The 13928-nt window shown below is 63.1% G+C and carries 16 protein-coding genes; 10 read left to right on the plus strand and 6 right to left on the minus strand.

The features are described 5' to 3' along the window. Positions 1-32 precede the first annotated feature (32 nt). Entirely contained in the window at positions 33-596 is a 564-nt protein-coding gene (locus tag FEZ59_RS22670; protein WP_172933249.1) for a TetR/AcrR family transcriptional regulator, read from the minus strand. A gap of 63 nt (positions 597-659) precedes the next feature. Here FEZ59_RS22670 and FEZ59_RS22675 point away from each other — a divergent pair, with 63 nt between their 5' ends. Together FEZ59_RS22675 and FEZ59_RS22680 are read left to right on the plus strand one after the other, a co-directional pair. Continuing rightward, the gene (locus FEZ59_RS22675; protein ID WP_172933250.1) at positions 660-1340 is read left to right on the plus strand and encodes a 1-acyl-sn-glycerol-3-phosphate acyltransferase; all 681 of its coding nucleotides are present in this window, start codon (positions 660-662) and stop codon (positions 1338-1340) included. Between the two features lie 49 nt (positions 1341-1389). After that, positions 1390-2103 (plus strand): lysoplasmalogenase, encoded by a 714-nt coding sequence (locus FEZ59_RS22680; protein ID WP_020968803.1) that lies wholly within the window; start codon positions 1390-1392, stop codon positions 2101-2103. 4 nt (positions 2104-2107) lie between these two features. On the opposite strand, the gene FEZ59_RS22685 is transcribed toward FEZ59_RS22680, so the two are convergent. Beyond that, a complete protein-coding gene (locus FEZ59_RS22685) occupies positions 2108-2551 on the minus strand; it encodes a hypothetical protein (RefSeq protein WP_020906637.1) in 444 nt (147 codons plus the stop codon). A gap of 34 nt (positions 2552-2585) precedes the next feature. Here FEZ59_RS22685 and FEZ59_RS22690 point away from each other — a divergent pair, with 34 nt between their 5' ends. The 5 genes from FEZ59_RS22690 to FEZ59_RS22710 all read left to right on the plus strand — a co-directional run bounded on the left by FEZ59_RS22690 (position 2586) and on the right by FEZ59_RS22710 (position 6625). Then, a complete protein-coding gene (locus tag FEZ59_RS22690) occupies positions 2586-3368 on the plus strand; it encodes an SDR family oxidoreductase (RefSeq protein WP_172933251.1) in 783 nt (260 codons plus the stop codon). 67 nt (positions 3369-3435) lie between these two features. Then, complete coding sequence (locus tag FEZ59_RS22695) at positions 3436-4035, plus strand: DUF6636 domain-containing protein (protein ID WP_020968805.1); 600 nt, start codon at positions 3436-3438, stop codon at positions 4033-4035. Beyond that, complete coding sequence (locus tag FEZ59_RS22700) at positions 4035-4727, plus strand: TrmH family RNA methyltransferase (RefSeq protein WP_019749442.1); 693 nt, start codon at positions 4035-4037, stop codon at positions 4725-4727. Before FEZ59_RS22695 ends, FEZ59_RS22700 begins: the two co-directional genes overlap by 1 nt. A 57-nt stretch (positions 4728-4784) precedes the next feature. Continuing rightward, positions 4785-5906, plus strand: coding sequence for a glycoside hydrolase family 76 protein (locus FEZ59_RS22705; protein WP_019749443.1), 1122 nt, complete (start codon positions 4785-4787; stop codon positions 5904-5906). An 11-nt stretch (positions 5907-5917) separates the two neighbouring features. Then, on the plus strand, positions 5918-6625 hold the full coding sequence (locus FEZ59_RS22710; RefSeq protein WP_020968806.1) for an alpha/beta hydrolase: 708 nt from the start codon (positions 5918-5920) through the stop codon (positions 6623-6625). On the opposite strand, the gene FEZ59_RS22715 is transcribed toward FEZ59_RS22710, so the two are convergent. Continuing rightward, positions 6588-7586: a GNAT family N-acetyltransferase gene (locus tag FEZ59_RS22715; RefSeq protein ID WP_346343245.1), complete on the minus strand. Its 999-nt coding sequence runs from the start codon at positions 7584-7586 to the stop codon at positions 6588-6590. The two genes, FEZ59_RS22710 and FEZ59_RS22715, sit on opposite strands and share 38 nt — an antisense overlap. A 91-nt stretch (positions 7587-7677) precedes the next feature. Between FEZ59_RS22715 and FEZ59_RS22720 the strand changes: the two genes are divergently transcribed. Together FEZ59_RS22720 and FEZ59_RS22725 are read left to right on the plus strand one after the other, a co-directional pair. Then, entirely contained in the window at positions 7678-9030 is a 1353-nt protein-coding gene (locus FEZ59_RS22720) for an LLM class flavin-dependent oxidoreductase (RefSeq protein ID WP_172933253.1), read from the plus strand. A 44-nt stretch (positions 9031-9074) separates the two neighbouring features. After that, entirely contained in the window at positions 9075-10202 is a 1128-nt protein-coding gene (locus FEZ59_RS22725; RefSeq protein WP_047888713.1) for a GTP-binding protein, read from the plus strand. Positions 10203-10213: 11 nt separating this feature from the next. Here the strand turns inward: FEZ59_RS22725 and FEZ59_RS22730 are convergent, their stop codons facing one another. Further along, positions 10214-10876, minus strand: coding sequence for a DedA family protein (locus FEZ59_RS22730; RefSeq protein WP_019749448.1), 663 nt, complete (start codon positions 10874-10876; stop codon positions 10214-10216). Between the two features lie 29 nt (positions 10877-10905). Beyond that, positions 10906-11643 carry a VTT domain-containing protein gene (locus tag FEZ59_RS22735; protein ID WP_029254751.1) on the minus strand — a complete coding sequence of 246 codons (738 nt, stop codon included), beginning with the start codon at positions 11641-11643 and terminating at the stop codon, positions 10906-10908. A 180-nt stretch (positions 11644-11823) separates the two neighbouring features. Between FEZ59_RS22735 and fbaA the strand changes: the two genes are divergently transcribed. Beyond that, entirely contained in the window at positions 11824-12861 is a 1038-nt protein-coding gene (gene fbaA, locus FEZ59_RS22740) for a class II fructose-bisphosphate aldolase (RefSeq protein WP_019749450.1), read from the plus strand. Between the two features lie 79 nt (positions 12862-12940). Here fbaA and FEZ59_RS30465 read toward each other — a convergent pair whose 3' ends face one another. Beyond that, complete coding sequence (locus FEZ59_RS30465; protein ID WP_172933254.1) at positions 12941-13888, minus strand: nuclear transport factor 2 family protein; 948 nt, start codon at positions 13886-13888, stop codon at positions 12941-12943. Positions 13889-13928 lie beyond the last annotated feature (40 nt).

The raw sequence follows: 13928 nt of genomic DNA on the forward strand, positions 1-13928 counted from the left end.
AAAAATATTATTACATAGGGTAACTATGTAAATCAACGAGTCCGTAAAAGGTGGTCCGTCACACTTGTGGTGACCAGTGCCGCGATGTCGAGGCCGGGTGCAACGAGCGCGAGGCTTCGATTCGCCGCCAGCACTGCGATGCCGTGGGTTCCGGTCCAGATGTTCACCGCAGAAGTGGTGGGATCGGACGCGTCGGCCTCTTTGGTCAAGGCTTGCAGGGCGGCGAAGAGCGGGAGTGACGACTCTCGGAGGTTGCTGCCGGCGGCTTCGAGGAGGTCGTGGCGAAATATCAACTCGAACATCGCCGGCCGCTCCTGGGCGAATGACACGTATTCGATTGCTGCCGAGATCAATCGGCTACGAGCGGGTTGTTTGCCGACAAGTGCCGGTTGGAGTCTTTCGGTGAGATCGCGCAGGCCGTGTGAGGCAATTGCGGCAAGCAGGCTGTTGTGGGTCGGAAAGTATCTCCGCGGGGCGCCGTGCGACACGCCCGCCCGACGCGCGATCTCCCGTAGCGTCAGTTCTGTGGCGCCGTCGGCATCGAGAATCTCGACGCCGGTGGCGACGAGTGTTTCGCGAAGGCTGCTGACAGTCATGGAAGACAGTGTCTACTATTCTCGTCGTAGACACTGTCTACTAGACGGAAAAGGTGATGCCCTGTGCTCTATTGGCTGTTCAAATACGTTCTGATCGGCCCGGTCCTCTGGCTGTTCGGGCGGCCGACGATCGAGGGGCAGCACCACATCCCCAAGAAAGGGCCGGTGATTCTCGCCGGAAACCATCGGGCAGTCGTCGACTCGTTCTTCCTGGTCCTCATGGTGCGCCGACGCATCACCTTCGTCGCGAAGAGTGAATATTTCACCGGGACCGGTGCGAAGGGCGCGATGCAGCGCTGGTTCTTCGGTGGGGCGGGTCAGGTGCCGATCGACCGTAGTGGCGCCGATGCCTCCCGTGCGGCATTGGACACGGCCATCGGAATTCTCGACAAAGGCGGCGTCTGGGGGATCTATCCCGAGGGAACGCGATCGCCCGACGGATGCCTGTACAAGGGAAAGACCGGAGCGATTCGTGTCGCCTTGGAAACCGGGGCGCCGGTCATTCCCGTCGTCGTGCACGGCGGCGACGCAGTCAACCCGCCGGGTACGCGGATGTGGCGCTTCAGCAAGGTCCGGATCACGGTAGGGGAGCCGATCGACTTCTCTCGGTACCGCGAACTTCGTGGCTACCAGGCCGTCGTGCGCGCGGCGACGGACGAATTGATGTCAGTGCTCTGTGACCAGTCGGGGCAGGAATACGTCGATGTCTACGGCGCGGACGTCAAATCCGGCGATGCTGCCTGAGTGACCCAGTACGGTCGCTGTTGGACGTGTAACCAACAGGAGGATTGTGATGGCGGGCAAGTGGGGCATCGAGCACGCAGTTTTTGCGGCGGCGACGGCAGCGACGGTGGTCGGGGCAGTGGTCGGTAACGAGCGGGTTCAGCAGATCGCGAAGCCGTTGATCGCACCCGCCCTGGCCGCCCGAGTGCTGCGCAAGCGCTCGGAGACGGAAACTGCCGATACCGCACTGCTTCTCGCCGGCCTCGCCGCTGCGACCGTCGGCGACGTGTTCATGATCGACCCGGACAACGATGCTCGTCTGATCAAGGGCGCGTCCTCGTTCGCGGTGATGCAGGCCAGTTACTCGGCTCTTCTCCTGCGCCGCGGGGCACGGCCGACCCGTGCTGCCCTCAAACCCCGCATGAGCGGTTGGTCGACGGCGTCCGGTCTGCTCCGTGCCAAGGCACCGAGCGTGTCGACGCCGCTCACCGGATACGGATTGATGTTGGGAACCACCTCGACGTTGTCGGCGGACCCCGCTCTGGCACCGCAGTCCAAGGCCGTGCTCGACGTTGTCGTCCCGAACAAGGATCGACGCTCCTGGCTCGGATTGGGCGGAGTGCTCTTCACCGCGTCCGACGGGCTGATCGTGGTGCGTCGACTGTTCATCCGCGGGACCGCCGGCCGTGCCGCTGCCGAGGGTGTGATCCTGGCGTCGTACGCGGGAGCGCAACTGATGCTGGTGGAGGGCATGTTGGCGCTGGGACGCAAGAAGAGCGTCTAGTTTTTCACGGGCACAGCATGATTCGGTCTCGGTTCTTCGGGTCCACCATGACGGTGACCGTGGATCCGGGAGTGATCTTGTCTTTGAACTCGGGTCGGATCTCGTACTCGATCCGGCCCGAGTACGAATCGGAACCTGGAACCGTGAGGCGGAGTGCGAGCTTGGCCAACTCGCCGTCGACGGTTCGACGCAGGGGTGTGACTTTGTCGATTCGTGCCCACCCTTCGAGGCCGTGCTTTTCGAGCTTGCGCTCGGCGCGGGTCGGGCGATTGGCCCAGGCCATTCCGAATCCGAGTACGGAGCCGAAAGCAGCGAGTAGCCCGCCGATCTGATAGGGCAGAGTGCCAGGTGGGGTGTGCTCGACCAGCCATCCGAGCCACACCGCGAGCACGATCAGATATCCCACCGCGATGAAACATACGGTGTGTACGACGCGACGGTGATTCATCAGATTTCCTCCATATCCAGGATAGCCTGACCGGATGAGCGAACCGAACGTCTTCATCACCGGTGCTGCGGCTGGAATCGGGCGGGAGACGTCGCTGTTGTTCGCGCGCAACGGATACCGCGTCGGCGCGTTCGACATCGACGACGCCGGCCTTGCCTCCTTGAAGGCCGCGATCGACGGTTTCGGTGGGAGCGTCGTGACGGGTGTCCTGGATGTCACCGATCCTGCCGGATGGGCGCAGTGTCTGGCCGATTTTGCCGGGGAGTCCGGGCGTCTGGACATCCTGATCAACAATGCGGGCGTGCTCTCCTCGGGACGGTTCGAGGATATTTCTCTTGCGGCGCATCGCCGAATGGTCGACATCAACATCACCGGCACCCTCAACGGCACGCACACGGCTTTCCCGTACCTCCGCGATACCGTCGGCGCTCAGGTGGTCAATCTGTGCTCCGCTTCGGCGATCTACGGCCAGCCCGAACTGGCGACGTACGGTGCAACCAAGTTCGCGATCCGCGGCCTGACCGAGGCGCTCGATCTGGAATGGGCACATCACGACATCCGTGTTCTCGCGCTCTGGCCGTTGTTCGTCCAGACCGCGATGGTCACTGGAATGGACACCGGAGCCACCAGATCGTTGGGTATCAAGCTGACTGCCACCGACGTCGCGAAGGAACTGTGGGCGGCCACACGCGGCGCCGGACGCGTACACAAGGTTCACTACCCGGTCGGAACGCAGGCGAAGCTCTTTCTCAGTGCGTCGCGGTTCTCGCCCGCGTGGCTCTCACGGCTGATGAACAAGCGCGTCACCAGCACTTAGTCGACCACACGATAGAGTGCACTGTCGGCTGTTGCTGGGCCAAGATGACGTGTGTGGAGGTAGTCGGGTGGTTCGTGTTCGGGTGGGGTTCGTCTTGTTGGGCGTCGGGTCGGCGCTCGTGCTCGCAGGGTGCGGCGGGGAGGCGGATTCAGCGCCGACCGTAGCGGCGCAGCCAAGTTCGACCACCACTACCGCAGTGCCGACGACAACCACCACCGTCGCGCCCGTCGTCCCCACGACCACCGAACCACCGACCACGACGCTGCCACCGACGACGACGCTCACGGACGTGCAGTTCGAGCGCAACGAGTCGTACTACTTCACCACTCCCGACGGGAACTTCCAGTGCGGCATCATCAAGTTGCCCACCAGAATCGAAGCCGGGTGCGAGGGAACGACCACTCCGGTTCCGCCGCGGCCGGAGAGCTGCATGGTCAACTGGGGCAACGGTATTCGCGTCACCGACGAGGGTGAGGGTGCTTTCATGTGTTCGGGCGGAGAGGTGTACACCTCGGGCGGTCCCGACGCCGATCCGGTGTTGGCGGCCGGTCAACCGCTGAGCAAACTGGGTTTCACCTGTACGACCACCGCGACAGACGTCTCGTGTGTCAACGATCAGACCACGCACGGCTTCACGGTGGCTGCAGATTCCAACGAGGTGTACTGATGACCGAAGTCGCAGCCGACGACGTCTCCGGTGGGGCCGGTGAACCGGGACCCACCGAGTGGGGCGAGAACCCCAACGGCGTCGGGCCGTGGGCCGAGGAGCACGACACGGAACCGCCGACAGACGAGCGCTACGACCCCGTACTCCTCGCCGAGGGTGATCGTCGAAACGTCTTGGACGAGTACCGGTACTGGACGCGGGAAGCGATAGTCGAGGACATCGACTCGCGCCGTCACACGATGCATGTCGCCATCGAGAACTTCGCGCACGACGCCAATATCGGCACGGTGGTTCGCACGGCAAACGCGTTTGCTGCGGCCGCGGTCCACATCGTGGGGCGTCGGCGCTGGAATCGGCGGGGCGCCATGGTGACCGATCGATACCAACACATCGTTCACCACGCCGACATCAGCGAGCTCGTCGAGTACGCCCGTGAGAATTCACTCACGATCGTGGCCGTCGACAACACCCCGGGGTCGGTGCCGCTGGAAACGGCAAGCCTGCCGCGAGAGTGCATCCTGCTGTTCGGTCAGGAAGGGCCCGGAGTGACCGATCATGCGAAAGAGGTTGCGTCCATGACGGTCTCGATCGCGCAATTCGGGTCGACTCGCAGCATCAACGCCGGTGTCGCGGCCGGCATTGCGATGCACGCGTGGGTACGTGAGCATGCCGATCTCGCCGATTCCCGCTGATCTCGCTCGCGAATTCCGGCTAGCGCGTAGCGCCTCGACCAGACAGGATAGGTAGTTATGCAGGAAGTGTGGGCAGAGCGAGCCGATGCGGCTGAGGGCGCGATAGTCAGTCGTCACCTTCGGCGCCTGTGGGGACTGCCCCGGACAGCACTCGGCGTGGTTGCCTGGCCTGCTGTTCGGCGCGAGCGGATGTTCAAGCCGTGGCACTACTGGTGGCAAGCACACCTGCTCGACACTGCAATCGACGCGCTCGAACGTGACCCGACGCCCAAGCGTCGTCGCCGGGTGGCGAAGGTTGCCCGCAGTGTGCGGGTCCGCAACGTCTCGGCGTGGACCAACAACTATTACGACGACATGGCGTGGCTGGGCCTCTCGCTCGAACGTGCTCAACGTATGTTCTCGGTCGATCACCGGACCGCGGTCCAGGCGCTCGAATCGCAACTCTTCGATTCGTGGTCCCCGGCCGACGGCGGCGGTATTCCGTGGTGTAAAGGTTCCGATTTCTACAACACCCCGGCAAACGGACCCGCCGGAATCATGCTGGCGCGCACCGGAAAACTCTGGCGCGCGCAGGCAACGGCCGACTGGATCGACGAGACGCTGCGGGATCCGGACTCCGGACTGATCTTCGACGGCATCCGCCGCGATGGCACCCTCGAGCGCGCGATCTATTCGTACTGTCAGGGCGTCACGCTGGGGTTGGAAACCGAGTTGTCGACGCGATTGGGCGAGCCGCGTCACCGCGAGCGAGTCCACAAACTCGTCGACGCGGTGTACGACGGAATGACCGAGTACGGAGTCATCACGGGAGGTGGCGGAGGCGACGGCGGGCTGTTCAACGCAATCCTGGCTCGCTACCTGGCGTTCGTGGTGGTGAACCTGTCCTGGGAGACTCACGAGGACCTGCGAGCGCGCGAACTCGCAGCGCAGATCGTTCTGTCCTCCGCGGAAGCGGCCTGGAACAACAGACTGCAGATCGAAGGTCTGCCGCTGTTCGGGCACGACTGGACCAAGGATGCTCAGTTGCCGAGTCTGTCCGGCGACATCGCCACCTTCGCCGCCGGAACGGTGCGCTCGTCGAGCGTGCCCGAGCGAGACCTCTCGGTGCAGGTAGGTGGGTGGATGCTCATGGAGGCGGCATTTGTCGTCTCGGCGGCTGGATACCCGCGTAAGCGTTAGGCTTTTCCCTCATGGAATCCCGGCACGTGGTCGACACGGACGGCGTACGTCTTCACATCGATGTCGGTGGGGCAGGCGCGGACGTTCTGGTTCTCTCCGGCGGCCCGGGATGCGTTCACTATCTTGCTCACGACGAGCTGGTTCCGGAAGGAATGCGCGCGTGGTGCCCTGAGCCACGCGGAGTCGGCCGGTCCGGTGGCGGCGCTCATACGATGGCGCAGGCGGTTGCGGACCTCGAACTCGTCCGACGCACGTTCGAGATCGACAGCTGGGTCGTGTTGGGGCACTCGTGGGGATCCGACTTGGCGGTGCGGTACGCACTCGACTGTCCGGAATCGGTGTCCGGCGTCGTCGGCATCGCGGGGCACGGCCTCCACAAGGACCGGACCTGGTCGAAGCAGTACGAAGCGGGAATCGAGCCGGACCCGCAGATACCTTGGGAACCTGTTGTCTGGCAATCGCTTCAAGAATCGTTCATCGAATGGATCCATGAACCACAGCTGTTTCGGCAGTTGGCCGACTCACCCGTGCCCATGACATTTCTCGCGGCGGCCGACGATATTCGCCCGTCGTGGCCGTTGCAGCAACTGGCCGAGCTCGTGCCTAACGGTAGTTTCGAGGTCGTCGACGGTGTCGCGCACAACTTCTGGCAGTCTCACCCGCTCCTGTGGAGGAAGATCGTCACCGAGGCTTGTGCAACGCACTCTCGACTCTCCTGATCTCCACCAGGATCCGCTCCGCAACGGTCTGGTATCCCAGGCTCCGATTGACGGTCAGCATCGGGTGATTTTCCGCGTTCACCGTTGTGTAAATTCTTCGCAGCGAGGGAAATTCAGCTGCCAACACAGACGCTTGTTGCTCCTTGACCCACCGAGCGAGACCGTGTCCGCGGTGCTGGGGAAGTACCACGGTGTCGTGCTGTGATGCGTGGGTGCTGTCATGTTCGTCCACCGTCACCACTGTCGCTGCGGCTACTTCGCCGACGCTGTCGTCGACCGCGCAGCACACCAGGAGTACTTGAGAGCCACCCGTCATCTTCTGTTCCCACGATCTGACCTCGTCGGCTCCCCAATTACGTTCGGGCATCTGCAATTCGGCGCCCGGCGCGTCGAGGAGTCGGTTCAATGCCTCCGAGAAGGAGTGGACCAGCTCGTCCGGGGTTCGGTTGCGCCAACTGACGATTCGATAGCCGGGGCGGGCGCTGTGTGCGGTGGGAGGGCTGAGGTGCTGAACCTGGTTGGCCAACCGAAGCAGCACGCGGTGGCCGTCGAACGATCCCAGGAAATGCTCGGCTGCGCTTCCGACGAGCGCCGTCACTCTGATTCTTCGCACGCCGAACCCGGCGATGTCGACTTCGGCGAGTTCGGCAAGCGCTCGTCCTACCCCTCGTCGCTGCGCGTGGGGTGTCACGTACATCCGAAACTCTGCGAGATCAGGTTCCGCCGAGTTGCGTCGCGCCTGGGCGATACCGAGGACCTCGTCCGTTCCGCCGTCGCGTGCGATCCAACGCCATACATCGGCCGAACCGTCCTCGGCCTCGATCATTTCCATCAGCGCCGTCGCTGTCGGCGCAGTTCCGGACAGGTGACGCTGGCCTTCGGCGAAGACCTCACACCACTGGTGAAGAACCGATGCTGTCGATCCGGACGGTACGAACTCGGCTACAACTACGCGGCTCACCCATGTGACGATACCGAGCTGCCAACCCCGAGTTGGAATCACGCGAACCCTAACCCTGTCGGACTGCGGCGGCAGTTGCCAGCATTCAGGCATGTCTGATTCTCCGCGCCAACTGAGCCTCAACGCGTTCATCCACCCCGCCGGTCATCACGAAGCGGCGTGGCGTCATCCGTGGACAACACCGGAACGTCTGTTCGACGTCACGTATTTCCAGGAGATCGCTCGCACTGCTGAGGCGGCGAAGTTCGACGGAATCTTCTTCGCCGACGGTCCCGCGTTGCGCAGCGACGTCGAGCACGGTCCCGCAGGGACGTTGGAGCCGATCACCTTGTTGACGGCCATTGCAGTGGCAACCGAGCGGATCGGATTGATCGCGACGGCGTCGACCACGTACTACGAGCCGTACAACCTGGCTCGCCTGTTCGCCTCACTCGACCACATCTCGAACGGACGCGCTGGGTGGAACATCGTCACCACGGGTACGGATCTGGCTGCCGCCAACTTCGGGCTGGCCAAGCATCCGGACCACGGCGACCGGTATTCGCGTGCAAGGGAATTCGTCGACGCGGTGGTGCGGTTGTGGGACAGCTGGGAGGACGACGCGATCAGTCTGGACCGGGGGAACGGAATCTACGCGGACAGAAACAAGATTCACGAGATCAACTACGTCGGCCGGCATCTTCGGGTGCGGGGGCCGTTCAACGCACCGCGAACGCCGCAGGGATACCCGGTGCTGGTGCAGGCCGGGGCGTCCAACGACGGTCGCGCGTTTGCCGGTCAGTATGCGGAGGCGATTTTCACAGCGCACCAGAGACTTTCCGATGCGCAGGCGTTCTACACCGACATCAAGTCGAGGGCTGCTCAGTTCGGGCGCAACCCCGATCATGTCAAGATTCTGCCGGGAATCAGCCCGTTCATCGGTGACACCGAGGAACAAGCCAAGGCGCTGGAGCGAGAATTCAACGAGTTGACTTCGCCGGAGTACGGGCTCGCGCAACTCGGTGCACTCACCGGGACCGATGTTCGGAATCTGGAACTGGATGCACCGGTTCCTGTCGAATTGTTCGCGGCGGCAGGTGATGTCACCGACAACAAGCAAAGCAGATTGCAGGTGATCGCCGGCATAGTCGAGCGTGAGCGTCCGACGGTTCGGGGACTGCTTCATCGTTTGGCGGGTGCGCGCGGACACCGGGTGTTCGCCGGAACCGCCGAGCAGGTGGCCGACACGATCGAGGAATGGTTCACCAGCGGTGCTGCTGACGGATTCAACGTCATGCCGCCGTACTACCCGGGTGGACTCGAAATCTTCACCGAGCGTGTGGTCCCGATCCTGCAGGATCGCGGTCTGTTCCGCACCGAATACACGGGTACGACGCTTCGTGATCATTTCGGGTTGCCGAGGCCCGAGAGCCAGTTCTCGGGTAGTGCGTCTGCAGTGCAGTAGGCCCGCCTCCCGTTGTCGATAATGACAATGGTTACCATTAAGGAATGAAGCAGCTACCGGTAACCGTGCTGTCCGGATTTCTGGGCGCAGGCAAGACCACACTCCTCAACCACATCCTCGCCAATCGAGACGGCCGTCGGGTCGCCGTCATCGTCAACGACATGAGCGAGATCAACATCGACGCGGCGCTCGTCGCGGGCCAGGGCCACCTCGATCGCACGGAGGAGAAGTTGGTCGAGCTGACCAACGGATGCATCTGCTGCACGCTGCGCGAGGATCTGATCGACGCCGTCGGCGCGCTGGCCCGCGAGGGGCGGTTCGATCAGTTGGTGATCGAATCCACCGGCATCTCCGAACCGATGCCGGTGGCGGCCACCTTCGACTGGGAATTCGAGGACGGCTTCAGCCTCGGCTCGCTCGCGAAGCTCGACACCATGGTGACCGTGGTGGACGCGTCGACTTTTCTCGGCGAACTGGCAAAAGGCGAACGACTGGACGAGCGCAACCTCGAAGCCGGGGAGGGGGACGGACGCAGCATCTCCGATCTCCTGGTTGATCAGGTGGAGTTCGCCGACGTCATCTTGCTGAACAAAACCGACCTGGTGAGCCCGCGGGCGGCGGGAACCGTCGAGGCGACGCTTCGTAGGCTCAACCCCACTGCTCAACTGATTCGGACCGACCACGGAAAAGTCACCCTCGATCGCGTCCTCGAAACCGGTCTCTACAACCCGGAACTGGCTGCGCAAGTACCCGGTTGGGACGAGGAGCTGGCCGGCGGGCACACCCCGGAAACCGAGGAATACGGAATACGCAGCGTCACGTATCGAGCCTCGCGACCCTTCCATCCGGCGCGACTCGAGGCTGCGCTCGGTCAGTTCGCGGGACTCTTGCGAAGCAAAGGCTTCTGCTGGATCGCCAGTAGGCCCGAGTTCGCCGCTATCTGGTCGCAGGCAGGCCCCAACCTCGTCATCGAACCGGCGCAACTGTGGGCGTCGGCAGCGGAGGTGCCAGGGCAGGAGATCGTGTTCATCGGAGTGAAACTCGACCCGGCGACGCCGTCGCGAATCCTCGATCCGGCTCTGCTGACCGATGACGAACTACGCGAAGGACCGCGGGCCTGGACTCGCTACGAGGACCCGCTTCCGGCGTGGGACCAGAGCCACCTGCACTGAGCAGACAGCTTCTAGTCGAGAACCTCTTCGACCTCGACGTCTTCGGCCGGTCGGGCCATTTCCTTGCGGTACTGCCAGATTCCCAAAGCGGTGCCGATGACCAAGCTGACCATCATCACGATCAGCACGGCGGGCAGCAACCACGGAACGCGATCGAGGAACGAGCCACCGTAGAAACCGAGCAGCAGGAGCACCGGTGCCCAGATGATCGCGCCGATGGTGCTCGCGATGGTGTAGCGCGTGTGGTTCATCTTGGCTGCGCCTGCGACCATCGGGCACAAGGTGCGAACCCACGGAACCCAGCGGGCGATCAGGACGGCCCAGAACCCGTGTCTCTCCAACAGGATGTTGACGCGGTGCAGATTTTTCTCGGTGAAGTACTTGCCGCCCTTACGGGCTTTGATGTGGTTGCCCGTCCGGTGGCCGATGACGTACCCGACCTGGTTGCCGGCAATGGCAGCGATCATCGCGCCCACCGACAGCGCCCACACGTGGCCTGCACCGGATTCGTGACCGGCAAGCACGATTCCGGCTGTGATCAGCAGTGAGTCGCCGGGGAGAAACAACCCGAGGATGATCGCGCACTCGATGAAGACGAACGTGACGACGATAATCCAGACCAACAGGGGCCCGGCAGTCTCGAGTGGGGAGAAACTGCCGGATGCGAGCGTCATCGTGGTCAGTTCTTCGCCTCGTTCTGCAATCAGGGGGTGGGGTCTTCGGGGACTGTCACCGTCGAATTGTCCGTAGTGGAAGTATTCGCCGATTCACCACGTCTCGACGCCAGAATTCGCTTTCCGATTTCGAAGACGATCGGCAGAACCGACACCAGGACGATCAAGATGAAGATGTAGTCGACATTGTCGCGGATGAATTCGATCTGCCCCAGGAGGTAGCCGAGCAAAGTCACACCGGCACCCCACAGGATGCCGCCGACGATGTTGTAGGTCAGGAACAGTGAGTACTTCATCTTCGAGGCGCCCGCGACAACCGGTGCAAAAGTACGCACGATCGGCACGAACCTCGCCAGGATAATGGTGATCGGGCCGTGCTTTTCGAAGAAGGCATGCGACTCGTCGATGTACTTCTTCTTGAAGAACCGCGCGTCGTCCGTCTTGAACAGGGCAGTTCCGCCCTTGGCGCCGATGTAGAACCCGACTTGGTCACCCAGAATCGCGGCGATCGGAATCGTCACCAGGAGCACCCACAGCGGCGCGAACGGTTCGATCTCGGTGGACTTGGAAGCCGCGATCAGCCCTGCGGTGAAGAGCAGAGAATCGCCGGGCAAGAGCGGAAACAGCAGCCCTGATTCGATGAAGACCACCAGAAGCAGTCCCACCAGAACCCACGTTCCGAAGGAATTCAAGAGGTTCACGGGATCGAGGAAGCCGGGCAGCAAGGCCAGGTTCGTCACGGATTCAGTTGCTGCCTGCACATTCACGGGGGCCAGAGTACCGGCCGAATCTGAGTGTTTCCCACCACCGCAGGTCATCGCGTCGGTGGCGGCGGCCGAGACCGCAAAGAGACGTGACGAGTCGGACTTGCCATACTGCTAGGACCACACGAAGCGCTTTCACATCGCCGAGCGCTCCGAACGACACGTATATGGAGGACTCCCGCCGTGCCTATCGCAACTCCCGAGGTCTATGCCGAGATGCTTGGTCGGGCCAAGGAGCATTCCTTTGCCTTCCCCGCCATCAACTGTGTCGGCTCCGAATCCATCAACGCAGCCATCAAGGGCTTCGCGGACGCCGGCAGTGACGGCATCATCCAGTTCTCGACGGGCGGCGCCGAGTTCGGTTCCGGTTTGGGCGTCAAGGACATGGTCACCGGCGCTGTTGCGCTCGCCGAGTTCGCACACGTGATCGCGGCAAAGTACGACGTCACCATCGCGCTGCACACCGACCACTGCCCGAAGGACAAGCTGGACACCTACGTGCGTCCGCTGCTCGCGATCTCGCAGGAGCGCGTCGACGCCGGTCGTAACCCGCTGTTCCAGTCGCACATGTGGGACGGCTCGGCTATCCCGATCGACGAGAACCTGGCAATCGCCAAGGAACTGCTCGCCCTCTCCAAGGCTGCACGCATCATCCTCGAGGTCGAGATCGGTGTCGTCGGCGGCGAAGAAGACGGCGTCGAGGCCGAGATCAACGACAAGCTCTACACCTCGAGTGAAGACTTCGAGAAGACGGTCGATGCTCTGGGCATCGGCGAACAGGGCAAGTACCTGCTCGCAGCCACCTTCGGCAACGTCCACGGCGTCTACAAGCCGGGCAACGTCAAGCTCAAGCCCGAGGTTCTCGAAGAGGGCCAGAAGGTCGCCGCTGCCAAGCTCGGCCTGGCCGCAGGCTCGCAGCCCTTCGATTTCGTCTTCCACGGTGGATCGGGATCGCTGAAGTCCGAGATCGAGGATTCGCTGAACTTCGGCGTCGTCAAGATGAACGTCGACACCGACACCCAGTACGCGTTCTCCCGTCCGATCGCCGGACACTTCTTCTCCAACTACGACGGCGTCCTCAAGGTCGACGGCGAGGTCGGAAACAAGAAGGCGTACGACCCGCGCAGCTACCTCAAGAAGGCCGAAGCAGGCATGACGGCTCGCGTCGTCGAGGCGTGCAACGACCTGAAGTCGGCCGGACGCTCGGTGTCCGCAGGCTGATCGGCTTCACAACTGCGCTTCACAGAACAAAATGCGCGCCGACGAATTTCTCGTCGACGCGCATTTTCTGTTCAGGTGCTTACTTGCTGGGATCGCAGACCTTCCACGTGCCGTCCTGGCGTTCGAGGTCGAACGTGCGCCACGACTGTTCGCCGGTGCTCGGCAAACTTGCCTGGACCTGAGCGATCGCGGTGTCGTCGGTGATGCGCACCGCATCGACGGCTCCGACCTGCGGGATCGTCTTCTGAGCGACGGCATTGTCGTGGACCTGAGCGAACGCCGCGTCCGGAATAGTGCGGTAGTACTCGCCCAGCGCCCCACACGTCGACGTACGCAGGGTCGCCAGATCACCGGTCTGAAGAGCATCGACGTACGTCGAGATGGCGGTCTGAACCTGGGCTTCAGGTGAGCTTTCGCCGCTACCGCTGTTGGACGAGACGAAGACTGCGATGCCGATTGCCGCGAGGACGGCGACGCCGGCCGCTGCTGCCGCGATGTACCAGCCCTTGCCACTGCGCTTGGTTTTTTCCGGCGCGGCAGGCTCGATGCGAGTCGGCATCGGCTGGGCCGGCGGTGGGGTCGCTGCGACACCCACACGTTGAGGCGCGGCGCGCTGCTGCGGTTGAGGCGCGGAGCGCTGTGGCGGTTGAGGCGCGGAGCGCTGTGGCGGTTGAGGCGCGGAGCGCTGTGGCGGTGGCGGCGGGGTTGGAGCTTGCCGGGGTGGCGGTGTCGGCTGCGCGGCTTTCGGAATCGCGACGGTGGCGGGCTCCGGCTTGGGCTGGGGTGTCGGGGCCGCTGCCGGTGTTGCTGCTGGTGTTGCTGTGGGTGCCTGAGTTGCCTTGGGGATCGCGACGGTTGGCGCGCTGGCGGCTTTGGCGTCGCCGCCCGCCTTCGAGTTCTTGTCCGCCTTCGAGTTCTTGTCTGCCTTCTGGATCGCCACAGTCGCAGGTTCGGTCGGGGCCGACTTCTCGGGCGCACCCTTCGGGGCTGCGCTCTTTTTCGAGTTGTCGTCTTTCGAGTCCGGCACGGGTAACCCTTCGGTCTTATGCGGCAATGACCATGTCAGG

The organism is Rhodococcus sp. MS13, assembly GCF_013277835.1.
In the GTDB taxonomy this organism is placed as follows: Bacteria; Actinomycetota; Actinomycetes; order Mycobacteriales; family Mycobacteriaceae; genus Rhodococcus_F; species Rhodococcus_F erythropolis.